Genomic DNA, 22,319 nt, shown 5'->3' on the forward strand with positions numbered 1-22,319 from the left:
CGTTGTCAGAGCGCTGTCAGGTTATCGACTTGAGGGCACAACTTGGTTAGCCCACCGAATCTCAGGCGGTTGCCACCGCCCAGGTCTCGCCAGCCCCCGTGCGAAAGTGACGGAGATTCCTACGGCTGATGAGATGTCGTTGGGCGTAGAAGGTGTTGTAGATCGCGGCGTGGGTAGTCAGAAAGCGCTGGGCTGACGCCTGGGATTTGAAGAGTTGCTGCTGCCGCTCTCGTCGGCGGATTGGTAGGTGCGAGTTTTCCGCTCGATTGTTCTCTCGAAGCCGACCCGGTGAATGGAGGTGCCGCAAGCCAAGTTGGCCCAGCGCCGCCTGGTACGATGCGAGCCCATCAGTCACGATCTTCTCTGGCTCAATGGGCTGGTTTCGCAGCAGACGCCGGAGCAGCCTCAAAGCCGCATCAGTGTCTCGCCGTCGCTGAACGACGACGTCCAGAACTTCGCCCTCATCATCGACCGCGCGCCATAGGAACATCCGCTTTCCCCCGATTGAGCAAACGACCTCGTCGAGATGCCAGCGTGGAGAAGGGGAGGGGCGAAGCTTCTTCAGCCGTCGTGCAATCTGAGGTCCAAACTTGATCGTCCAGCAACGGATCGTCTCGTAGCTGACGTCGATCCCGCGCGCGGCCATCAGCTCTTCGACGTCGCGAAAGCTTAGGCTGAAGCGAAAGTAGAGCCACACGGCCTGCCGGATCACCGCCGCTGGAAAGCGATGGCGCTTAAACGAGAGTGGCTTCACGAAATGCGATCTCCGATCAGACCGTTAGGCGGCTCTGAAGTGGAGACAAGTTAGCGTTAGACTGACAGCACCAAGCCGACGCTCAGATAAGCCGCTGCTGCCTATCCTTTTGGGCAGCGAAGGTATCCTCTAACAGGATAGTATCCGACAACCATAGCGTCCCGAGGCTGTCCGACAGTCGAGATTTCCTTGAATTCCCAGCATCGCTCTGGTCTCCGCTCAGAGGGTCCCATTGGCTCGAAGCGCATCTCCCTACCGCACACCCCGCCGTCGGTGATCCTTACAGCCTGAATTACAACGTGGCTGCCATCTGCCGAGCAAAACGAAAGCTCCGTGAAATCAGGATCGATGTGTCTAGAGGCCTGGGCTTGATAGTGCGTAAGATTGCGCTCTGCCGCTAAAGCTCTGAGCGCCGAACCGGCATTCGGAGCCGAGTTGGTGTAAGAAACCGAGGGCACGCAAGCTGACAAGAGCAATGCGATGACTAAGCCTGCCGTTCTCTGAGCGATGCTTAGCCCCATGGGCATAATCCTTTTTTCCAACTGAGACAGCTAAGTTGCCTCAGCCTGCGTCAGCTTTCCACCCCTAGCCGCAGTTCGGCGCGTCCGTTTTCCGGCCCGGAGGCCAACGCCGGTTTTCGGCGGTGAAGCCCAGGACTGAAATCGACCCTCTGCGGGCATCTCAGTAGCCGACTTCGTCTGCCGTGGAAGCCATGCCCGTGAAGCCCGAGATTGACAGCCTGATATACGGATCATAAACGCTTCGTATAGCGGAAGGAAAAGTGATGGGCCTCGTAAAAATCGACGATCAGCTGCATGAAGATGTTCGGCGGGCAAGCTCCGTCATGTGTCGATCCATCAATGCGCAGGCGGAGTTCTGGATAAAGATGGGCAAGCTGGCCGAAGCGAACCCGACCCTGACATTCAACGACATCGTCAGGGCGCAAATCGATGCGGCGGACGACCGGCATGCGTCGGCAGTCGCAGCTTGATGGATCACAGGGACAACATCCTATCCGACCCGATCACGGCCTTCCGCGACCAGATCGATCAGTTTTTTGCCCGGTACATCGATGCGTTCGCTCGTAGCGACGCGGAAGCCCTGAGTGAGATGTGGGAACCTGTCGGGCTATTTCCCTCGCCAACCGGCAACTTCGCCATGCCTCGGGATGCGTTTCGCGATCACTGCGTGACGCTGATGGACTTCTATCGGCAACAGGGCGTCGTTCGGCCCGTCGGTGAGGTCCTGTCGGCGGACGAACTGTTTCCGGATGTCGCTCAGGCGCGGATCGCTTACCGGATGTTGGGTCACGGGGACCAGCTGGTTGCTGAGTGGGAACATGTCTACATCCTCCGCCGAAGCGAAGCCTGGCGGGTGTCGCTGACGATCGCGGACGGTGAGATGGCGGCCTGGACAGCCCTGGGCGTTGGTCTCTGAGCCGAACCACATCGCGGACAGCGGCTCACCACCCCTAGCCGAACTGCGGAGAGCCTGCTCCAGGACCACGCCCGCGACGGTCCGGTTTTTGCGCAACGATGCCGTATGCGTATTCTGCGACGGGGGGCGTCGATCGCGGGAGGTGGCCATGAGCCAGCCCGATCTGTTTCGTATTCCTCGCAAATCTTGGAACGCTGGTCGAATGACCGGCGCCAAAGCACCGCTCAAGCCAAGGCACATCTGGGCGATCCGACAGCATTTGAAGTCGGTCGGCTCGGTCAGGGATCTGGCAATGTTCAACATCGCTTTGGACGCCAAACTACGAGGCTGTGACCTGGTGAAGCTTCGGCTCGGTGATGTTGCTCAAGGCGGTGTCATTCGGCAACGATCGACGATCATTCAGCAAAAGACCGGTCGGCCCGTACCGTTCGAAATCACGGAGGCCGCTAGAGAAGCTCTAGCTCATTGGTTGGAGCGCCGAGGACGACGGCGTGACGACTGGCTGTTCCCCAGCCGCAGCCGAGATGGAGAGCACATAGGCACTCGACAATATGCTCGCCTGGTCGATGCTTGGGTGAGGTCAATCGACTTGAATCCAAGCGCCTACGGTACCCACAGCCTTCGGCGGACAAAGGTGGCATTGATCTATAAGAAGACCGGCAATCTCCGCGCTTGCCAGCTACTGCTCGGCCACGGGAAATTGGAGAGCACTGTCAGGTATCTCGGCATCGAAGTGGATGACGCGCTGGAGATCTCGGAGCAGATAGACCTCTAAGCCAGCTTGGGACAATCCGCCGGAAAGCGGACTGTCCCAAGGTCTTGAAGGGGTGGAAAGCAGACATTCATTGCAACATGGATGCGCCGCTGCTCTGATAAAGCGAAGCTAGGGACTTGATCATTATGTTTTCCAGAAAGCTCAGATTTTTCTTCGCGCCGTTGTACGGATTCTTCGTCCTCGTGAGCCTGTGGCTTTACGGCATCCCTTCTGAAGTGTCCGAAGTCTTGTCTATCTTTGTGGTGCCCGGTCTGGCGGCTTATTTCCTGTATCTTTTGTATGGGGGAGTGTTCTCACGGGCGAAGAAGCTAGGAAGCAAGAGGCTGGCTCATTTTGATCAGCAACGCTGATGCTTCGGCCTGATAGCCGCTCACACCTCCGCATTGGGTCGAATTTGGTCCTGGGCTTCAGCACCGGAGGCAGACGTTGGCCTCCAGGCCGGAAAGCGGGCTGGGTCGGCGTCAGCTAGGGGTGGAAAACGGAAGCTGAGCACGACATCATTCGGCTCATGCTCCATTCAAAAATCACCCGATGGTCGGTCTTATTATCCGTCGCAGCATCGCTCTTGAGCTGTGAACGCAAACCCGATCTTTTCGCTGACCAAGTCATATGGATCGAGCGAGCGACAACGGAGGGGCTCGTGTGGATGACGCCCGGCATCGAGTGCCTGAAAACACCCGGAGCAGATGCAGTTCGCGTCGATGTTGGAGTGCTTGACCATAGGACTGCACTCGCCCGTGAACGCGAAATCGAGCGCCATAACCGAAACCTCCCTCGTAAGGTGGTCGTGAAAACTTGCGCCGAATAAAGGTCAGCTTCGGGTCGATTTCAGTCCTGGTCTTAGAGGCCGAAAGCGGACGTTGGCCCCAGGCCGGAAAGCGGTTGCGGTCGACGTCAGCCAGGGGTTGTCAGGCGACGTTGGCGAGCTCAGTTGACCGAACTGCCGTGATCGCCTGACACACTTGGTCCAATAGACGTGTCGCCTCTATCGGCTTGGAGATATGCCCGTCGGCTCCAGCTGCCATAGACTTCGCGACATCTTCTGGCATGGCGTTCGCCGAAAGCACGTAGATCGGTGTGGTGAGAACCTCGCCCGTTGCCTCTAACGCCCTGATTTTGGTGATGGCAGTGAGGCCGTCCATGACCGGCATCTGCATATCCATAAGGATCAGGTCGAAGGTCTCGCATTTTGCTGTGTTGACGGCGTCGGCCCCATTCTCGACGGACGTCAGACTGGCCCCACCCGCGCCCAGGATGAGCTCAACGACACGGCGATTGACGGGATGATCTTCGGCCAAAAGTATGCGAACGCCTTGTAAAGGTGCAGCTTCGATTTGATCTTCCTCGTCGGCCCGAACGGCCTGAGTATTTGAAGGAGCCTTGGCTAATTTCAGGGTCAAGGTGAAGGTCGCCCCCTTTCCGGGAGCGCCATCTGCGGTCAGCGTCCCTCCCATAGCACCCGCTAGTGCATGGGAAATCGACAGGCCCAGGCCTGAACCGCCAAAGCTCCGCGTGATTGAACCATCAATCTGCTCGAACCTGGAAAACAGCTTTGCTTGTGCGTTTGCATCGAACCCGATGCCGCTGTCTCGAACCTTAATGGTGAAGCGGGTGTGAGAGGCTTCAGGTTTCGCGGCCACTGTCAGGTGGATGCTCCCGCTGGGCGTGAACTTGACGGCGTTGCTCAGCAGATTGGCAATGATCTGCCTGACCCTCACGGCGTCGCCTATGTAAGCGTCAGCAGCGTCGGGATGGACGACGACTTGAAGGTCCAGCCCCTTTGCCTGGGCCTGGGGGTCGAACAACGCTGCACAAGCATTGACGGCGTCAGCCACGTTGAAGGGCTCGGCCAAGACGGTGAGCTTTCCCGCTTCGACCCTCGCAAGATCGAGAATATCTGTGAGAAGCGTCTCTAGAGTTTTCGCGGACCCCTCGATCAATTGGACCATTTCACGCTGATTTGAATCAAGATTCGTGCGCGCCAGTGCGCCGGCTACCCCCATGACCCCGTTAAGGGGCGTGCGTATCTCATGGCTCATGTTCGCCAAGAATTCCGACTTGGCCTGGTTGGCGGCCCCCGCTTTTTCAGCTGCGGCCTTCAGCTCTTCAGACGTCTTTTCCGCCAGATCCAGCGATGCCGATACGGCCCTGCTGTCCGCCAGTCCCCGTCGCGTCGCCGCGGCGAGATGAGCCACGTACATAAAGTTGGCGAGACAGACGAAGGCAGCGGTCTGCTTGCCCGGCTCGGTCACCAGCGAAATCAGAGGCAAGGCCAGAAGCAACAGGCCAAACGGCGCCGTAGCAGCCCAAACCATTGCGGCGGAGGAACTCGCGTGCAACCGCACATTCATCACCCCACCTGCAAGCACAGTGACAGCGAGCACTCGCCCCTGCCAACCTTCCATGAACCATGCCAACGGCGCGACGCTCGCAAACACGGTGGTGCTGACAACGACAGACGCGACAAAAAGCTGTTTACGCCAGTGGGGTGCGACAAACCCCTCCCTACGCATCGGCGCGCTTATCCAGGACGTGGCGAGTTGCGCAGCGACTGTCGCGATCAACCAAATGACCGGCCACGCTGCCGCGTCATGTAGAAAGACGGCTGCCGCGATTCCCACGCTGAAGAACAGCCGGATGGGAAACTCCCGGACGCGGCGGCGCGCAATATCGGTCCAGTCTTGATCTCGCATCTAGGCAAGATCACAGCGTTTGGTTGAGGGGCCGTGAACTTGTCCTAAAAATGTCAAAATGATATTTGCCGACTTGGCCGTGGTCATCGGCTGCTTGGTGGCTAACGTCCGCTATGGGTCGTGAGCGGTCTTTGGCTGTTGACCGCAAAACAGACTTACCCGGCTGCCCATCGCGTGATCAGATAGGCGCCGCCGGCGACGACCGCCCAAGCGGCGAGGCTGGCGACGACTAGGGCGATCACGCGCACCTTCCCTGACCACTTCGGCTCTGGTGCGCTCCATAGCGGGCTTCCGTTGTCGTGCTCGATCGACATCAGGCGAACGTCTGACTGATCAACTGGTCGGTCAGGTCCAGATGGGCTTCAAGAGCGGCGAGCGCTTCCGTTCGCGCCCGCTCAGCCGCTGCCCGATCGCCGGCCGTCAGGTGGGCCCCGAACTCGGTGATCTTGGCGGCGACCAGCTGCTCCGCCCCCATGGCGCGCCGCTCCAGCGTTCCGTCATCCATCGCAATTCCCCGTTGCGGTGATGCGGTCCAGCCGATGTCGCCACCGACCAGACCGCCTGACGCAGTTCCAGCACGAACCGCGACGGCTGCGGCTTAGCTTCGAAACGCAACTCTAACAACCTGGAGACGGATCATGGCCTCTAAAGAGCCTGCCTGGCTGGCGTTCGCCCGCCGCGCCGCCTCAGCCGGGCTAGATCACCAATAAATCGGCCGGACAGCGAACCGCTTATGCTGCGGGCGCGTTGGTGGGCTATGGATGAAAAGCCCCCACGCGATACCCCTATCGGTTACGAAGACGCGCCCGACGAGGTGAGCAAGGGCGCGTTCAAAATCTCTGGGCTAGCGATTGCGGCTGCTGCCGTCATCTGCCTGGCCCTGATTGCCGTGGTCGTAGTTCGATCAGGCGGCATCTAGGCGACAGGCTCCGCAACTGAGGCCGTCATCCTTTTGGGTGGCGGCCTTTCCCATTCTGGGTTCACCGAAGCGGGGTCTCCGCTATCACGATCTGCAAATCTTCATCGACATACGGGGCCAGGTAATCTCGCACCGGCTGTCGAAAACAGTCGTACCAAGGCTGCGAAGCCACGAAGTAGGACCAAAAGGGCCTGCCCTCCGCACTTTTCGAGAAGGTTCTGAGCGCAACCAGGTCCGGCACATAAAGGCGCCAGGCGATAGGTTCCGCCACACACCTGATCGCGGCGGCGATGATCTCATCCTGACCTGTCTTTGCTCTGACTCCCATTCGGTCAGCGAGGCGACTGTCTCGGTCGTAAAGATTGGCGTTGCGTTCAGTCAGAACGTCGCCGGCCAGACGGCTAGCGGCGATGCGGATGCCCCAGCTGTTCTCGGACGTGTAGGGATCGGCGTCGAAAAGCGCGGCAGCGGCGGCGCGCCGTTCGGGGCCTGGGTCTTGCGGGGGTGGCGGAGGTATCGGGGCAGTCTGCAGCGCCATGATCATGAGAACTAGAGCGGTCACTACATCTGCTCAGTGAGGTTGATTAGACTACCGCCTGCCAGTGGGCGTTGCAGTTCCTTAGCGATCTCCCACGGCGCCGACATCCACATTTCGATCTCGTTAGGTTCGGTGAGAATCACAGGCATCGCCTTGGGATGCACCGCCCCGACCTCAGCGTTCGGCTCGGTCGTCAGGAAGGCGAAGACGTCGATCGTCTCCACGCCGGTCTTGATCTTGCGGACGCCGGTGTGGGCCTGGAGGTGGATGCCGGCGAAGAAGGCCAGCGGATCGGGATCGTCACCCGCCAGCTTGAACCAGATCGGGCGGTACTTGCCGACCGCGTCCCTGCCCGGTTCGCTGAAAGCCGTGAACGGGACCAGGCACCGATGCGCCGTCGACAAGTGCGGGCGCCAGTGGCTTGAGCTGGTGTTGCGGACGTTGGTCGTCCCGCTATCGGGTTCGAACTCCAGGATCTTCTGGAAATCGACCTCGCTGCCCTTGGCTCGCAGCTTGTCGGCGCGCTTGGTCGCGTTGTCGAAGATCGCCTTCTTGGACGAAGGCATGCCACAGCGTGCGGAGGCGAGGATGCGTTCGTCGCCTTCCCATCTGACGATCGGCGCGGGGTAGTCGGGATAGATATCGCCAGGCGCCAGGTTGCCGACGGTCGATTGCATGGCTTTGGCCATGTCCATGATTGCCTGAGGACCGGAGCGCTGGCGATAGAGGTTGCACATGTGGCGACGCTCGCACGACGAACCGGGTTTGTGGAGTCACCCGAAACCGGACCGTCCTAATGGCAGCTAGGGGTCGGGAACCGTCTGATGCTAGCGGCCGAAAAGTTGACTTTCGAGCCGCACGCTGAATGTCGTGTTTCCGGCAATCAGTGAATTACCGATCCTGGCGCTCTTCTGATGTAAGGCCGTAGCCGGCATTGTCCCCGTATCTGCCGCTACTTCAGGCCGTCACTGGCTAAAGTGTACGCCACTATGGCGTTGGCGTGGCCGTGACCGAGGCCGTGCTCGTTCTTGAGAAGCGTGACGAGCTCCATATGCTTGGCGGGATAACCGGAGCGGACAATCTGCTGCCAATGAGCGATGGGCTCGCCATACTTCTTCTCGATAGAAGGGAAGTAGGAAACAGGCCCCTTCGGTGCGGCGTCGCTCATGTAATCTCTCCGAGATGGCGTCTGTCGTAATGAGAAAGGCTAGCACGAACGTCTGATATGCGCCTCTGCGCTAATGTCCGAAACTGGCGCATGACGGACGCTCCGAAGCAGGTGAGGGCATGGCGCTATTGCGCCTAAGCGCCATTCAGTGAAGTCGGCTGGGGGCAGAAGTCTGCTCCGCCCGGTTCCGTGTCAAACCGCCGCGACACCGCCGTCTACAAACAGCTCGTGGCCTGCGATGAAACTGCTGTCGTCAGACGCCAGGAAGAGCACGGCTCGCCCGACCTCATCGGTCTGTCCCAACCGCCCCAAGGGCACGTTCCGATTCAAAGTCTCTTCTGTTTCCGGTCGCGCATCCAGGAAGTTGCGCATCAGGGGCGTGGCGGTGCCGCCGGGGGCCACGACGTTGACCCGGATGCCCTGCGCCTGGAGGTCGGACGTCCAGCTTCTTGCGAAGGAACGCACGGCGGCCTTGCTGGCGTTGTAAAGCGATTGTCCGGGGAAACCCTTACTCCCGGCGATCGAGCCATTCAGGATGATGGCGCCTCCGGCCGACATCAGCGGCAACGCCTTCTGAACCGTGTAGATGACCGCTTTGACGTTCAGGTCGAACATGCTGTCGTAGTGGGCGTCAGCGATTTCCTCGATCGGGACGATCGCGTGCATGCCGGCGTTGGCGAACACCACGTCAACCCGGCCGTGGTCCTGCCGAACCCGATCGTAAAGCCGGTCCAGATCGGCGGAGTTTGTGACATCGCCTTGGACGCCGACAGCCGTCTTGCCGATCACCTTCACAGCCTCGTCGAGCAGTTCCTGACGGCGTCCCGTGACATAGACATGGGCGCCTTCGTCCGCGAATAGCTTCGCCGTCGCCAGACCTATGCCATCGCTGCCGCCCGTGATCACGACAACCTTGCCTTCAAACCGATGGGTCATTTTCAATGCTTTCCAATAAGTGGAGGGTTGCTCCACTTATATAGTGGAGGCATCCTCCACTTAGCAAGCGAGGGCGGTAAAAATTTGGACGACAATTCTGCTCTGCGCGCCGATGCGCAAAAGAACCGCGAGCGCATCCTCGCTGCGGCCGAAGAGATGTTTCTGGAACAAGGCACCGGCGTCTCGCTGGAGGATGTCGCGAAGCGCGCGGGCGTCGGTATTGGCACGCTGTATCGCCGTTTTCCAACGCGGGAGGCGCTTCTGGCGGGAGCCAGCAATGCGCGATTTCTCTCGGTGGCGGAGACAAGCCGTTTGCGCGGCGCGAAACTAGACTCAAGCCAAGCCCTACGCGCCTTTCTCGACGACCTGATCAAGAACACCAACCTCTATCAGAGCCTCGCTTTGTCGCTCGGCGCCGTCCTTGAATCCGGCACACCGGGCTGCAATGCGATCACTGCGGAGGGGGAACGACTGCTCAGATGCGGCCAGGAGGCAGGATCGATCCGCCAAGACGTCACCTTTGACGATCTGGTTCATGTGGTCGTTGCGATTTCCCTCTCCGTGGAGAGGAGCGCCTCATCTCGATCCCGCGTCCCGCATCTTATCGACCTCTTGTTCCAAGGCATCGGCATCCGCTGACGGAACCGAAATGGATTTGGTTGTGGCGCGCTGAGTCGTTCCCCTCGACATCCAGACTGGCGTATCGCCACTTTGAGTCTTCGTTCCGAGGGGGCGATGTCATCTTTTCGCCGACCGCCCTACGCGGCGGAGTGTCCTGTTTCCGGCGCGCGTGAATGGCCGGATCTGGCGCTTTGCAGACCTGCCAGGTCACGCAAGGAGGGTGCTTTGCGCCCAAGCGGCAGTCCCGGAACGAAACGGGACGTCAAGCACAGCAGCGCGCGCAAGCGACGTCCGCGATTTGCGCTCGATTCGGGCGTCACCGGAAGGCGGCGCCCTTACAAGTGCGAGCTATGCCCGCATGCATCCTCCCTCACTGCCGTAGGGACTTTCTCCGAACGGTTCGGCCTCGCATTCAAACTGACACGAAAGTTCGAGGTTCTCGTAACGCAACGCTTCTAGAGCGAAACCTTACTGTTGAGGAATGCGCGCGTGGTGAGCCATGAGCAGGAGGTCGGGCGAGCGCTTGTGGCGCATAATCGAACCCTCCTGGCCTATGTTCGCCGACGCCTGAGGTCCGCCGTCGATGCAGAAGACGTCGTGCAAGAGGCGATGGTTAGGGTGCTGTCGCGCGCGCGAGACTCGCTTATCGTGGATCCCCTTTCCTACGCGCTGCAGGCTGTGCGAAACATCCTGATCGACAACGACCGCGCGCGACCCCCGGTGTCGTTGGACGATCTGGAAGATGCCGACGCGCCGGCGGATGCAGCGGCGACGCCCCTGGAGGCGCTGGACATGACCGAGCGGCTTCGCCGCTTCCAGGTGACCCTGGAGGCTATGCCTCCACTACGCCGGGAGGTTTTCATTCGACGTCGGGTCGAGGAACAGGCCTATGATGTTATTGCACGAGATTTGAAACTGTCGATCGAAGCCGTCCATAAACACTACAGCCGCGCCGCCTTGATGCTGCGGCGCGCGGTGGAGGAGGGGCCTCATGCCGGCTGAGCAGAGCAACGAGACCGACGATCGCGTGGCTGCGCTCTGGGCGGACGAGCGTCTTGTGGGCGGTCTGACGCCGCTGCGACAGGCGGCATTGCAAACCTGGCTGGCCGACCGGCCGGACCGGCAGGCGCTCCTCGCGCGCCACGAGCGTTTGCTCGCTGATCCCGCCATTCTGTTGGCCGCCAAGCGCGTGTCGCGACAGGGCGCAGCCGAACGATCGGTTCGGCGTGCGCCGCGGTTCGCCTGGTCGACCACCGCCGGCCTGGTTGCGGCGAGCCTGGCGTGTGCGGTCCTGATTCACGCCCTGCCTCGGGGGGAGTTGATCCAGGGCGAACGCGGCCATGTGGAGGCGGTCACGCTGGGTGACGGGTCCACCGTTCGCCTGAACGGCGCAAGCGAAGTCCGCGCGGACCTGCGTCGGGACGCGCGCGCCCTGCGCCTCACCGGCGAGGGATTTTTCGAAGTGGCTGCGGACAAGCACCGTCCGTTCACCGTCGATGCGGGCGGCGTTCGCGTCACCGCTGTCGGCACTCGCTTCAATGTCGAGCAGCACGATACGCCGGGCGGTCCCCTGGTCGAGGTGATGGTGCTGGAAGGGGTCGTGGAGGTGACCTCGAAAGGGGGTGGGGTCACGCGCGCAAAAGCGGGTGAGAGAGTGCGGGTGCTCAAAGGCGCCATTCAGCACGCCTTACTGGATCAGGCCGATGGCGAAACCGCCTTGCCAGCCTGGACGGCAGGCTGGCTGGAGCTGGACGAAGCAACCCTGCTCAGCGTCATCGACGATCTGAACCGCGCCACAGGCGTCAGGGTCGACCTGTCCAGGAGCGGTATGGGACAGGCCCTGGTCAGCGGACGCTTCGCCTATGACCAGCCTGAAAACGCCTTGGCTGCGATCGCGCGATTGCATGGCTACACGCTGACGCGAAATGGCCCCGACCATTACGCCCTGTCAGAAGGTTAGGCGACGATAAGAGCAAGTTTTTGCGACAGCTGTCAGGTTGGCGGGCGGCGTCGTCTTCCCCTGTAGCGGTCACTTTCGGCCTCGGGGGAATGTTTCAATGTCGTATCGCAAAACCGGGCTGCTGGCCGCAGCGGCTGCGGCCGTTCTCGCGTCTGCGGCGGCGCCGGCTCAGGCCTGGCAGGCCACGCCGGGCGCCGAGGCCCGCGTCAGCATCAACGTGCCTGAGCAGGATCTGGATCAGGCCCTTCGCGCCCTGTCGCGTCAGACGGGACTGCAGATTGTGCACGATCCCAGCGTCACCCGGGGGCTGATCTCCCGGCCGGTATCAGGATCGATGGCTCCGCGCGAGGCGCTGCGTCGCATGATCTCCAGCTCTGGCGTCGAGGCGCGCGACATTCGCGGGGTGATCACACTGGTGCGGCAGACAGCCGACATTTCCACAGCCAGTCCTGACGCTGTCGTGGTCGATGACGTGGTGGTGGTCGGCTATGCCGCCGGCATGTTGCGCTCGCTCGATGCCAAGCGCGACGCCGACTTCATCTCCGACGTCATCAGCGCCGACGACATGGGCAATCTGCCCGCCAATAACGTCGCCGAGTCCCTGTCGCGCCTGCCGGGCGTCAACGCCGTGCGCAACCACACGACCGGTGAGGGCGACCGGATCACGATCCGCGGCCTGTCAACCGAGTTGAACAACTACACCATGAACGGGGTCCGCATTGGCGGCACCGGCTCGCCTGACGACAGTTTCTATCGCGGCGTCCGCCTCAGCTTTCTGCCCCCGGAAGGCATCGACTCCATCACTGTGGTCAAAAGCCTGACGCCGGATCGCGACGGCGACGCTCTGGGCGGCTCCATCGACATCCGCACACCGACGGCGTTCGATCACAAGCCGACCTATGCGGTGCTTTCCGCCTCCGCCGGCGTTTTGGACAAGTTCGACGATCGCACCTCTGGCGAGATTTCGGGGTCATTCGGCCAGCAGTTCAATGATAACTGGGGCGTCTTCGCCACCGCCAGCTGGTCGCGCCGCAAGTCCCAGTTCGAACAGAATGGAGTCGACGGCGATAACCAACCCCCGGTCTGGTACGACAACAGCGAGAGCCTGGGCTGGGATACTGACACTTTCGTCCTGCGCGGCATGGACTTGGCGTTCGGCGAGACCGAGGTGGAACGCAAGGGCCTGAACGTCAGCCTCGACTATCAGGGCAGCGACCACGATTTCCACTTTCGCAGTCAGTACAATGAATACACCCAGGACGAGTTCGGCAACCGCCTGAACTTCCGCAACGACACCAGCAAGAACTCGACCCGTCTGTCTCAGGTCGATCCTCGACAGACCGGTCTGGCGAACCCGGACGCCGCGATCATCGGATCGGGCGCCAAGGGCCGTATCTATTCCTATACAACGGCCCAGATCGTCGATCGTGACCGCGACGGCGTGATCACCGACGCCGACCGCTCGGTACGTTCCTACTATACGCTGAACGGCGCCTCCGGGACCTGGGATCCGCAGGGTTTCCGCTTGCGTCGTTTCTGGGAAGGCTCGCGCGAAACGGGCACGGTGATGTCGCTGAACTTGGGCGGCGTCAGTCGCTTCGGCGACTTCACCACCGACTATGACCTGTCCTACGCCCAGTCCGAGGACAACACCGACGACAGCTACGAGATGGAGTTCCGCAGCGACAAATACGGATGGCTTGGCAACAAGGGCGTCAACGTCACCAACTTCGGCGACAGCCGCTTTCCGAAATGGGTGCTGAACGACGCCGGCATGGCGGCGGTGCAAGACCCCGCGCAGTACGCCTATTCCGGTCTGTCTGGCGAGGTCGGGGGCGTCGAGGAGGACCTGTGGCAAGGTCAGTTTAACGTCGAATGGAAGCCGGCCTCGGCTTGGCTGGAATCGGTCAAGAGCGGCGCCAAATTCTACTCGTCCAAGCGCTCGACCTACAATGGCGAGTTCCTGGACCTGGACGCCGACGGCACGCTGGCGGACTTCTCCCCCTTCTTTGGCAAAGAGGTCGACGACCTGTTCGACGGTGAATACACCGGCCTTTATCGCCTGGGTGTGGTCATCGACAACGAGGCCATGCTGGCGGAACTGCAACGCGCCATGAACGGCGACAGCACCTTCTTCGAAGGCTTCGCCACCGACCCGTCCCAGGCGGAGCTGAGCGGCGAGGATAGCTTCGAGTTCCAGGAAGATATCCTCGCCGGCTATCTGATGGCCACCGCGCGGTTCGGCGAAGCCCAGATCATCGGCGGCGTCCGGGTGGAAAGCACCCGCAACGACATCTCGGCCTATGTGCTGGACGAGGTGCAGGGTCCGGGCTTCACCACCGACAAGAGCGACTTCGTCAACGTTCTGCCGTCAATCCATCTGAACTATGCGCTGGATCCCAGCACCAAGATCAGGGCCGCGATCTGGACCAGCTTTGCTCGCCCCGACATCGCCCGCATGTCGTCGTCGCGTGAGTACAGCTACGACGTGGATCCAGACGGCGACGGCGACGAGAACCCGACTTCGGACTGGCTGCTGGTCGGCATCGAACAGGGAAATCCCGATCTGAAGCCGATGCGGGCGATCAACTACGATCTGTCCATCGAACGCTACAACGGCAACACCGGCGCCTATTCGATCGGGCTCTATTATAAGGACATCCGAAACTTCCTGTTCCGCTCCTCATCCAGCAACATCCGCGACGGGACGGCGGGCGTGAACGTCAGCCCGGACGGCGTGACCATCTCCATGCCCAACAACGGCAAGTGGGCCAAGGTCTACGGCGTCGAACTGAGCGCCCAGCAAATCTTCCACTGGCTGCCCGGCGCCCTGTCGGGTCTGGGCGCGAGCGTGAACCTGACGGTGCAGCGGTCGGAAGCCGAAACCGGCATTTCGTGGCACCCCGACGGTTACACCCTGCCGCTGATGGAGACGCCGGAAGCCATCGCGAACGTCCAGCTGTTCTGGCAATATTCGGGCTGGGAAGCCTATGCGGCCTACAGCTACCAGTCTGAGTTCCTCGAAGGCATTCAGGACTTCGGCAACAATCCGTACGAGCAGGATTATGAGTTTGTGGATCTGAACGTGCGGCGCAAGCTGTGGGGCGGCGCCACCGCCTCGCTGCAGGTCCAGAACCTCTTCGACAACCACACGTACTGGTACACGGCCGGGGCCAGCACGGCGTCCAGCCGCGCCTACATCAAGAACGGTCGTTCGATCACGGCGGGCCTGACCTATGTCTTCTAAGCTTATGACGACGCTGATGCTTGGGGCCGCGTTTGCGGCCCTGGGCGGAGGGCAGGCCCTAGCTCAGGTCGAGCAGCGGCCCGAGCCGGCGCCGGTCCAGGCCTCCGACCGTCCCATCGCCCCGGCGACGGCGCAGCCCGAACGAATTGTGCTCAATCTCACCGCCGATCCCGCTCACGCTATGGCGGTCACGTGGCGGACCGCGCCTGGGATGACAGGTGAGGTTCAGGTCGCCGAGGCGCTCGATGGGCCGGACTTTATCGCTTCGGCGACGCGCCTGACGGCTGAAACTGACGACGCTGTGCTGGTGGTGCGCGAGGCCCCGGACTTCAAGGCCGCCTACCATTCGGCGGTGATGACCGGGCTGAAGCCGGCGACGGTCTATGTCTACCGGGTTGGGTCGGGTCAGACTTGGTCCGAATGGTTCCAGTTCAGGACGGCGGCGGAGACGCCTGAGCCCTTCACCTTCCTTTACATGGGGGACATGCAGAACAATATTCTCAGCGAGGCCTCGCGCACGCTGCGGATGGGGTTCCGCAAGGCCGGCGACGCCGCCTTCGTCATCCATGCCGGCGACCTGATCAACCGGCACGACAGTGACAACGAGTGGGGCGAGTGGTTCGCCTCCGGCGGCTTCTTATATGCCCAGACGCCGCAGATGCCGACGCCGGGCAATCACGAATACGGCCGTGGCCCGATCCTGAATCCCCAATGGCGCCGCCAGTTCACCCTGCCGGAAACCGGACCGGCGGGCGTGGAGCGGCTGAAGGAAACCGCCTGGGCCGTCGACTATCAGGGCATGCGCCTGATTTCCATCGACGCGCCTTTGTTCCATGGCGACGAGGCCATGCGCGGTGAGATGGTGCGGTGGCTTGATCAGATACTGGCCGACAATCCCAATCGTTGGACAGTGATGTTTTTACACTTCCCTCTGTTCTCGATCGATCCCGACCGCGACAACTCGCGTGTCCGTGACGCGCTGAAGCCCTTGATCGACAAATACAAGGTGGACCTGGTGCTCCAGGCGCACGACCACGGCTATGCGCGCGGCGCCATCGGCGAAGGTATCATGGGCAATGCGGGGCCGGATCATCGGTCGGACCACGGCTCGACCTATGTGGTGTCGGTCGCGGGGCCGAAGATGTATCCAGTGGCCAACCTGACCTGGGCCGAGCGGATGGCGGAACGGACCCAGACCTTCCAGACGCTCGACGTGTCCGGTGACGCCATCGTCTATCGCGCGTTCACAGCCACAGGACGGCTGCTTGATGGCTTTCGCCTTTTCAAAGGGCACGACGGCGTGCCGAGGCAAGAGCCGTTGCCGAACGGGGACCAATAGGCCAGAGCGCGAGAGGAAGCCGGCCATCTGTCGCCGTTCTTCCCCCTTGAATGAATGGTTGTAGCGCTGTCAGGTTAATCGAGGCGGGCCGCAACTGTCGTAACCCGATGAAAATCTCAGGCGGCGGCCGCCACCCACGCCGCCTCGGCTTCGGCGCGGAAGCGACGAAGGGTAGGGCGGGTGATCAGATGTCTCTGCGTGTAGAACGTGTTGTAGATCGCGGCGTGGGTGGTGAGGAAACGCTGGGCTGAAGCCTGGGATTTGAATAGCTGCTGTTGCCGCTCTCGCCGGCGGATTGGCAGATGGGAGTTCTCCGCCCGATTGTTCTCCCGCAAACGGCCTGGGGAATGCAGGTGCCGAAGGCCAAGCTGGCTCAAGGCCGCTTGGTAAGACGCGAGCCCGTCGGTGACGATCTTCTCGGGCTCGACAGGTTGGTTCCGCAGCAAACGCCGGAGCAGCTTCAAGGCGGCGTCGGTGTCTCGCCGTCGCTGGACGACAACGTCCAGCACCTCGCCTTCATCATCTACCGCGCGCCATAGGAACATCCGCTTCCCACCGATCGAGCAAACGACCTCGTCGAGATGCCAGCGGCGAGAAGGGGAGGGGCGAAGCTTCTTCAGCCGTGCGATCTGGGGTCCAAACTTGATCGTCCAGCAACGGATCGTCTCGTAGCTCACATCGATTCCACGCGCGGCCATCAGCTCTTCAACGTCACGAAGGCTGAGGCTGAAGCGAAAGTAGAGCCAGACTGCCTGACGGATCACCGCCGCAGGAAAGCGATAGCGCTTAAACGATAGTGGCTTCACGAAATGCGATCTCCGATCAGGCCTTTAGGCGGTCTGAAGTGGAGACAAGTTAGCGTTAGACTGACAGCACCCAGGGAGATGCAGCCCCTCAGGTCCGATCAGCCCCTCTTGCACCAAAACCTCTGCCAAGCGAGCGTACTTCTGCATGGGGAAGCGGTGACCGGGCGGAAGCGGAGCGCTGTAGGCCGGGTGATAGACGATCGGGGGAAGGGGGCGTGAGGTGGGCATGCTTATACGGTCACAACACGCTGGCGGCTGCGAGGCTGCATCTTCGCCAACAGCTAGTGTGAAAGCTGAAAATTCATCGCGCAGTGTGGATGGCGGAAATCTCCTACGCGACCTGATGCCTTGGCGTGGTGCAAAACCCACCAGTGGAGACTGACCAAGTAGCCTCTGGCTGATTGCAGCGGTTCGGAGAAATCGATCTCGGGCAAAGCGAAAGCGGGCATGACTGACCTGGTACGGCGGTTCACCGGTTCCTGGCGCCGCTAAGCCGCGTTCGTATTGCTGGAGGGCATCCGATTTGGAGGCAACGTTTGAGCCGCGCATAACATCCGATTGGCAATCCCAGGCGGGAGTTGAGCTTACGTCCGGCTTTGTCGCCGAGATGAGGCAATCTCCCTGCGGTGGTCCTGGACGGGCGGATACTGGCTCCAAAGGAGACAACCCATGTCCGTCACGCCCGACCTGATCCTCGCCGTCGCCACCCTGGTCAGCGCCATCGCCGGTTTGATCTGGTCGCTGCGCCGCAGCCGCTAAACCCGCACGATCTTCCGCCTCGTCTCGGCTAGGACCACCCCATGATCACCGCCCTTGTTCTCGCAGTCAGCCTCCAGTCCGCCGTTACCACGACACCCCTCGTCGGCCGCGCCACCGTCATCGACGGCGACACCCTGGAGATCCGCGGCCAGCGGGTGCGCCTGTGGGGGATCGATGCGCCCGAGAGCCGCCAGTCCTGCCAACGCGACGGCCAGGCCTACCGCTGCGGCACAGAGGCCGCCCGACACCTCGACAGCTTAATCAACGACCGTCCGGTGACCTGCACGCCCCAAGGCCGCCCCGACCGCTGGGGGCGCATGGTCGCGCGCTGCGAAGTCACCGCCGACTGCGCCCGCGACGAAGACTGCAAAACCTTCCGCCGTGACCTCGGCGGGTGGATGGTCGCCGCCGGCTGGGCTCTGGATTATCCCCGCTACAGCGACGGCGAACACGCCGAGCAGCAATACGACGCCGAACAGGCCCGCAAAGGCCTCTGGTCGGGACAGTTCGTTACCCCGTGGAGCTGGCGCGCTGGCCAGCGCTGAGCCTGCTGTAATGCGCAGGCGGCTGTCGCTAACCCTGCCACGAGAAGTTAAACTGGAGGCGCGTACTTGGGCTAAACCGCCACCTGTGCGCGGGTTTATCCGCGAGTGAGGTAGTGGGCGCTTGACGGTGCCTTCGACCTACGGTTTTCACGTGCCACCATGTCCCAGACTGAATACGAAAAGCGGATCGACGCACGCATTGGCCAGGGTGTTCGGGTACGGCGCGAAGCGCTTGGCTTGAGCCAAAAGGCCCTTGGCTCAGCGATCGGTGTGACCTTTCAACAGCTCCAGAAGTACGAGCAGGGGACGAACCGTATCGCCTCGTCCAAGCTCGTCCGGATCGCGGACGCTTTGGAATGCGAAGCATCGGAGTTGCTTGATGAGGAGGTCGGAGCGCAGCCGGGAGCGGGCCGGATGATCAGGGCGTGGAGCAGGCTCGATGCTAAACAGCGCGAGGCAGTCACGCGAATGATGGAGACGTTTGTTCGCTAGTCAGAGCGGGATGCGATGACGGAGCAATAGCGATGTTTGGTTGGCGCCTTAGTCTCGACAGCGTCGAACCATCAGAGTGATCAAGTCACGCGCTCCTGCGTTCTCCTACTCGCCTCATTCTGGCAGGGTGCGCCTATACAGTGGCATCAGATCCGCAAGCCGCAGCCGCCGCCGATTGCTTGGGCATTACGGCGAGAAATGGCGTCGCCATCGGTGGTGCACCCGCCCAAGACACCGTCATCGCAGGGGTGGAATATGTGCTCGGCGAGAAGTTCTGGCCGGCGACACCAAGCCGAGGCGAGGTAGTTTGCACACTCCGCAGCTAGCAAGTTCAGTCGGTGGCGGTCGAAGGCAAAGAAGTCTGGCGCCGTCGTTGATCGGCTAGCACCCGCGGCACAAGCCGGTCGGTACCGGATGCCGCCGGGTAGCCGACGTCAAAACCCAAACGAGTACAGTGGTTGAAAGCAGGATGCTGGACACCAAGCCGCCGATGGCGAGTACGCCGGGGTTGGTGATCTTCACCTTCGTGGCGAGTTTGATGTTGCCCGCCTTGAACGAAGCGGCGGCGGTGTTGAAAGTGTGCTGATCCATTGGGCTCTCCTGCTGGGAGCGCCAACAGCGACCCGCGCTACCAGTTCCAAAAACGCCCCCTACTCGGCGGGGCCAGACCCGCCCTTTGTGCCGCCTCGACTGGGTTCAGGCGTCTTTCGATTCCGGGTCGCCGTCTCGGAAGCGCCACTTCATGAAGAGCACTCCCGACGCCATCACGAGCGCGAAGCTATTAGACACGGTCACCGGCCAAGCCTGGGTCATCACGCCGTACCCGACCCACAGAATGAAGCAGGTTACGGTCAGCGAATATGTTTTGAGGCTGACTGATGAGGCGTCTCGCTCCTTCCAGATTTTGATCCCTTGAGGGGCGAAGCTGGTGATGGAGCAGATGGCTGCAGCCGATCCGACAATGTTGGCCACGAGGTCGTTCATGGGCTCGCAACGGCGCGTAGCGAAGCCCTGTTCCAATGTGCGGGAGCGTACCCGACTACAGGAAGCGCTCGCGGTGGGTCAGCAACTTCAGTAGACTGTCAGCGCCGATCAGCATGTTGGCGAAGAGGTTCATACAAAAACCAATGCCCACTTGCCCAGCCGTTCCGTGACATTGAGCGTCGAGCCTTCAGGCTCCGCTATCGAGGTCCGCTTTTTTTGGAGGGCGATCTTTTGCCATGATCACCGGTGACCCTTCGGCATACCAAATCATGAGGCCGCCTATGCCTAATCGATTGTTCGTCACCACGCTCGCTTTTGGTGTCGCCCTAGCGTTCAGCGCCGCAGCTGGCCCGCTTGAACAATCCGGAACAACCTCCCGGACGAGCGAAACCCTAGAGCTCAATGGCGTGGATCAGCGCCAAGCTTTACCATGCGATGGTCGCCAGGTCGTCATCGCCGGGTCAGGCAATGTCATTGAGTTGACCGGAACCTGCGCCGGGCTCGATCTTGCGGGGGTGGATAACAAGGTCGAGATCAATCTGGCGCCCGACGCGCATGTGACCGTGGCGGGCGCAGGTAATCAACTACGCTGGAGTTCCACAGGTCGCCCTCGCATCAGGGTAGAGGGCGTGGAAAATGAAGTGATGCGGCTAAATTGAACGCCTTCGATAAAAGGCGAGCCTAAGGCGCTCTAGCGAGGCTGTCATCCTTCGAGGTGGCGGTCTTGATCGTTCGGGGGCCAAGCCGCCAGGTCCCGATAAGGCTAGCCCCCGGTCGCCCGCCTCGGCGCGGGTCAGTATCTTGCTGGCATCGCTGCTACCGACGGCAACCTTGATGTCTCGGATGCGGATGCCGTCGGCGATGGATTGGGGGCGGCCGGACTGCAGCGCGCTCAGCCGACTAATCCAGTCGTCCGTCTGAACCGTGATCAAGCCGGGCTTGAGGCTATCCTCACCGGGCGCCCTGTCGCTCTAATGATAACTATCTGTTTCGCAATAGTTATAAATTATGCGACCGAAAGTCGCAGGCGTCTAGAACAACTTGTGCGCGCTAAGATGCCGCGTGCACAAACTCCACCATAATATGGGCTGTGGAGTTTTAGAGATGACGGACTGGCTGGTTGAAACCGGTAGCGAGAGTGCGCCGCCCCCTCCTTTGAACGATGACGCGACGAGGGGCCTGCCGGGCGATTGGGCTGAGTGGACCGCCGCGGTCGAAAGCGAAAAGGACGCGGAAGAGGAAGGTATGGTCTCTCTGAATTCCTATCCTTACGATACGGGCGACGGCTGGTATCCTGGTGACCCTGGCGGCGGCGGAAACTCGGGCGGTGATACCGGCGGTCAGCAATTGACCACAGAAGAGCTGTGGCTCCAGTATGAAGTGCTGCTCGGTGGTTCAACGTACTCGAGTTATTTCGAGGTCAACTACGAAGGGCAGAAAGATTACACTTGGACGAGTCCGGGCTACGATAGTCTAGAGCACATGTTGAATGGCGAATTGTACTGGGGCGAGATCGACCCGGAGTTCCTCGAGGCAGCCGGGCTGACCAACTATGATAATAGTTGGTCAGGATTTGACCCGGCGAGCAATGACTTCACTAATGGCGGAACGGTCGCACGGCAGACTGCGTACATGAACACTGCATCCGGACAGCAAGAAATCCTAACCTATTGGGCCGAGACGACTTTCGTCCCGAACCCCGGCGGCCCAGACAACATCGTAATCACGATGCATGCCCGTTCAGTTTTGTGGGGGATAGACGAGTCCAAAATTATCGACGCGTCCGGTTCTGATTGGTTCCGCCGGGGGGTCGAGACGCTGGACCTCGCTGGCGCAGTGCGAAATACTGAGGGGCTTTTGGGCCTCTACCAGAAGTTCGTTGATTCAGCGACGGACATCCCGCCTGACTCGCAGGCAGCAACGGTGCGTGAGTCGAATGCGAGCTATTGGCGAGCGGATGTTACCAATGCGGATGGAACTGCACTCGGCTCGGTCGAGGTCACCCCCGACGGCTTCCGGATTTATAATCAGATGGGGCAACTCATACAGTTTGTTCCCCCTCAATACGACGTGCAGTGGAACTCCATTGCTGGAGCTGAGGAGCGTCAAGGACATTACTCTCGTGAAGGGCGCTATGGGATCGCGTTCGCTCAACAGGTCGCGATGGCACCGGCGACCGCGGCCTCCGCGACGTTGGCCTTCTTTTCCTCGCTCGGCTTCGACATCGTCTCGAGTGCTGTTTCCGATGGATATTTCGGGAAGGAACTCGCAAAGGCACGGTTCTATGAAGCGGCTTATGAAGTCCGCAAGATGCAACTCGCCCAGGGATGGTCTGGTAGCTAAGAA

General features: G+C 61.1%; 23 protein-coding genes. 13 read left to right on the forward strand and 10 right to left on the reverse strand.

Annotation, left to right across the window (positions count from 1 at the left end; genetic code table 11):
• Positions 1 to 61 precede the first annotated feature (61 nt).
• On the reverse strand, positions 62 to 754 hold the full coding sequence (locus ACK4MH_RS02640) for an IS6 family transposase (RefSeq protein WP_409714349.1): 693 nt from the start codon (positions 752 to 754) through the stop codon (positions 62 to 64).
• Positions 755 to 1,538: 784 nt separating this feature from the next.
• Here ACK4MH_RS02640 and ACK4MH_RS02645 point away from each other — a divergent pair.
• The 4 genes from ACK4MH_RS02645 (at position 1,539) to ACK4MH_RS02660 (ending at position 3,316) form a co-directional block, all read left to right on the forward strand.
• The gene (locus tag ACK4MH_RS02645; RefSeq protein WP_409714352.1) at positions 1,539 to 1,745 is read left to right on the forward strand and encodes a ParD-like family protein; all 207 of its coding nucleotides are present in this window, start codon (positions 1,539 to 1,541) and stop codon (positions 1,743 to 1,745) included.
• On the forward strand, positions 1,745 to 2,191 hold the full coding sequence (locus tag ACK4MH_RS02650; RefSeq protein WP_409714355.1) for a hypothetical protein: 447 nt from the start codon (positions 1,745 to 1,747) through the stop codon (positions 2,189 to 2,191). Before ACK4MH_RS02645 ends, ACK4MH_RS02650 begins: the two co-directional genes overlap by 1 nt.
• Positions 2,192 to 2,339: 148 nt before the next feature.
• A complete protein-coding gene (locus ACK4MH_RS02655) occupies positions 2,340 to 2,966 on the forward strand; it encodes a tyrosine-type recombinase/integrase (protein WP_409714358.1) in 627 nt (208 codons plus the stop codon).
• A 125-nt stretch (positions 2,967 to 3,091) separates the two neighbouring features.
• On the forward strand, positions 3,092 to 3,316 hold the full coding sequence (locus ACK4MH_RS02660; protein ID WP_409714361.1) for a hypothetical protein: 225 nt from the start codon (positions 3,092 to 3,094) through the stop codon (positions 3,314 to 3,316).
• Positions 3,317 to 3,874: 558 nt separating this feature from the next.
• On the opposite strand, the gene ACK4MH_RS02665 is transcribed toward ACK4MH_RS02660, so the two are convergent.
• From ACK4MH_RS02665 to ACK4MH_RS02690, 6 genes are all read right to left on the reverse strand, one after another.
• Positions 3,875 to 5,659 (reverse strand): ATP-binding protein, encoded by a 1,785-nt coding sequence (locus ACK4MH_RS02665; protein WP_409714364.1) that lies wholly within the window; start codon positions 5,657 to 5,659, stop codon positions 3,875 to 3,877.
• Positions 5,660 to 5,972: 313 nt separating this feature from the next.
• Positions 5,973 to 6,164, reverse strand: a complete 192-nt coding sequence (locus tag ACK4MH_RS02670) for a hypothetical protein (RefSeq protein WP_409714367.1) — start codon at positions 6,162 to 6,164, stop codon at positions 5,973 to 5,975.
• 475 nt (positions 6,165 to 6,639) lie between these two features.
• On the reverse strand, positions 6,640 to 7,140 hold the full coding sequence (locus ACK4MH_RS02675; protein ID WP_409714370.1) for a hypothetical protein: 501 nt from the start codon (positions 7,138 to 7,140) through the stop codon (positions 6,640 to 6,642).
• Entirely contained in the window at positions 7,140 to 7,853 is a 714-nt protein-coding gene (locus ACK4MH_RS02680) for an SOS response-associated peptidase family protein (protein WP_409714373.1), read from the reverse strand. The genes ACK4MH_RS02675 and ACK4MH_RS02680 overlap by 1 nt, the downstream gene beginning before the upstream one ends.
• A gap of 215 nt (positions 7,854 to 8,068) precedes the next feature.
• Positions 8,069 to 8,284 (reverse strand): DUF4287 domain-containing protein, encoded by a 216-nt coding sequence (locus ACK4MH_RS02685; RefSeq protein ID WP_409714376.1) that lies wholly within the window; start codon positions 8,282 to 8,284, stop codon positions 8,069 to 8,071.
• A gap of 192 nt (positions 8,285 to 8,476) precedes the next feature.
• A complete protein-coding gene (locus tag ACK4MH_RS02690) occupies positions 8,477 to 9,220 on the reverse strand; it encodes an SDR family NAD(P)-dependent oxidoreductase (protein ID WP_409714735.1) in 744 nt (247 codons plus the stop codon).
• A gap of 84 nt (positions 9,221 to 9,304) precedes the next feature.
• Here ACK4MH_RS02690 and ACK4MH_RS02695 point away from each other — a divergent pair, with 84 nt between their 5' ends.
• From ACK4MH_RS02695 to ACK4MH_RS02715, 5 genes are all read left to right on the forward strand, one after another.
• The gene (locus tag ACK4MH_RS02695; protein WP_409714379.1) at positions 9,305 to 9,859 is read left to right on the forward strand and encodes a TetR/AcrR family transcriptional regulator; all 555 of its coding nucleotides are present in this window, start codon (positions 9,305 to 9,307) and stop codon (positions 9,857 to 9,859) included.
• Positions 9,860 to 10,315: 456 nt separating this feature from the next.
• Positions 10,316 to 10,843: an RNA polymerase sigma factor gene (locus tag ACK4MH_RS02700; RefSeq protein ID WP_409714382.1), complete on the forward strand. Its 528-nt coding sequence runs from the start codon at positions 10,316 to 10,318 to the stop codon at positions 10,841 to 10,843.
• Positions 10,833 to 11,801, forward strand: a complete 969-nt coding sequence (locus tag ACK4MH_RS02705; RefSeq protein WP_409714385.1) for a FecR family protein — start codon at positions 10,833 to 10,835, stop codon at positions 11,799 to 11,801. Before ACK4MH_RS02700 ends, ACK4MH_RS02705 begins: the two co-directional genes overlap by 11 nt.
• A 97-nt stretch (positions 11,802 to 11,898) precedes the next feature.
• The gene (locus ACK4MH_RS02710) at positions 11,899 to 15,048 is read left to right on the forward strand and encodes a TonB-dependent receptor (protein ID WP_409714388.1); all 3,150 of its coding nucleotides are present in this window, start codon (positions 11,899 to 11,901) and stop codon (positions 15,046 to 15,048) included.
• A 16-nt stretch (positions 15,049 to 15,064) separates the two neighbouring features.
• Positions 15,065 to 16,387, forward strand: a complete 1,323-nt coding sequence (locus ACK4MH_RS02715; protein WP_409714391.1) for a fibronectin type III domain-containing protein — start codon at positions 15,065 to 15,067, stop codon at positions 16,385 to 16,387.
• Between the two features lie 116 nt (positions 16,388 to 16,503).
• Here ACK4MH_RS02715 and ACK4MH_RS02720 read toward each other — a convergent pair whose 3' ends face one another.
• On the reverse strand, positions 16,504 to 17,193 hold the full coding sequence (locus tag ACK4MH_RS02720; RefSeq protein ID WP_409714394.1) for an IS6 family transposase: 690 nt from the start codon (positions 17,191 to 17,193) through the stop codon (positions 16,504 to 16,506).
• An 800-nt stretch (positions 17,194 to 17,993) separates the two neighbouring features.
• On the opposite strand from ACK4MH_RS02720, the gene ACK4MH_RS02725 reads away from it, so the two are divergent.
• Together ACK4MH_RS02725 and ACK4MH_RS02730 are read left to right on the forward strand one after the other, a co-directional pair.
• Entirely contained in the window at positions 17,994 to 18,497 is a 504-nt protein-coding gene (locus ACK4MH_RS02725; protein WP_409714397.1) for a thermonuclease family protein, read from the forward strand.
• A 159-nt stretch (positions 18,498 to 18,656) separates the two neighbouring features.
• Complete coding sequence (locus ACK4MH_RS02730) at positions 18,657 to 18,989, forward strand: helix-turn-helix domain-containing protein (RefSeq protein ID WP_409714400.1); 333 nt, start codon at positions 18,657 to 18,659, stop codon at positions 18,987 to 18,989.
• Between the two features lie 381 nt (positions 18,990 to 19,370).
• Here the strand turns inward: ACK4MH_RS02730 and ACK4MH_RS02735 are convergent, their stop codons facing one another.
• Positions 19,371 to 19,580 (reverse strand): hypothetical protein, encoded by a 210-nt coding sequence (locus ACK4MH_RS02735; protein ID WP_409714403.1) that lies wholly within the window; start codon positions 19,578 to 19,580, stop codon positions 19,371 to 19,373.
• 105 nt (positions 19,581 to 19,685) lie between these two features.
• Positions 19,686 to 19,973 (reverse strand): SemiSWEET family sugar transporter, encoded by a 288-nt coding sequence (locus ACK4MH_RS02740; protein WP_409714406.1) that lies wholly within the window; start codon positions 19,971 to 19,973, stop codon positions 19,686 to 19,688.
• A 281-nt stretch (positions 19,974 to 20,254) separates the two neighbouring features.
• Between ACK4MH_RS02740 and ACK4MH_RS02745 the strand changes: the two genes are divergently transcribed.
• The gene (locus tag ACK4MH_RS02745; protein ID WP_409714409.1) at positions 20,255 to 20,632 is read left to right on the forward strand and encodes a DUF3060 domain-containing protein; all 378 of its coding nucleotides are present in this window, start codon (positions 20,255 to 20,257) and stop codon (positions 20,630 to 20,632) included.
• A 445-nt stretch (positions 20,633 to 21,077) separates the two neighbouring features.
• The gene (locus ACK4MH_RS02750) at positions 21,078 to 22,316 is read left to right on the forward strand and encodes a hypothetical protein (RefSeq protein WP_409714412.1); all 1,239 of its coding nucleotides are present in this window, start codon (positions 21,078 to 21,080) and stop codon (positions 22,314 to 22,316) included.
• Positions 22,317 to 22,319: the final 3 nt, after the last annotated feature.

Origin of the sequence: Brevundimonas sp., from assembly GCF_046295075.1 — a bacterium.
Classification (GTDB): Bacteria; Pseudomonadota; Alphaproteobacteria; order Caulobacterales; family Caulobacteraceae; genus Brevundimonas.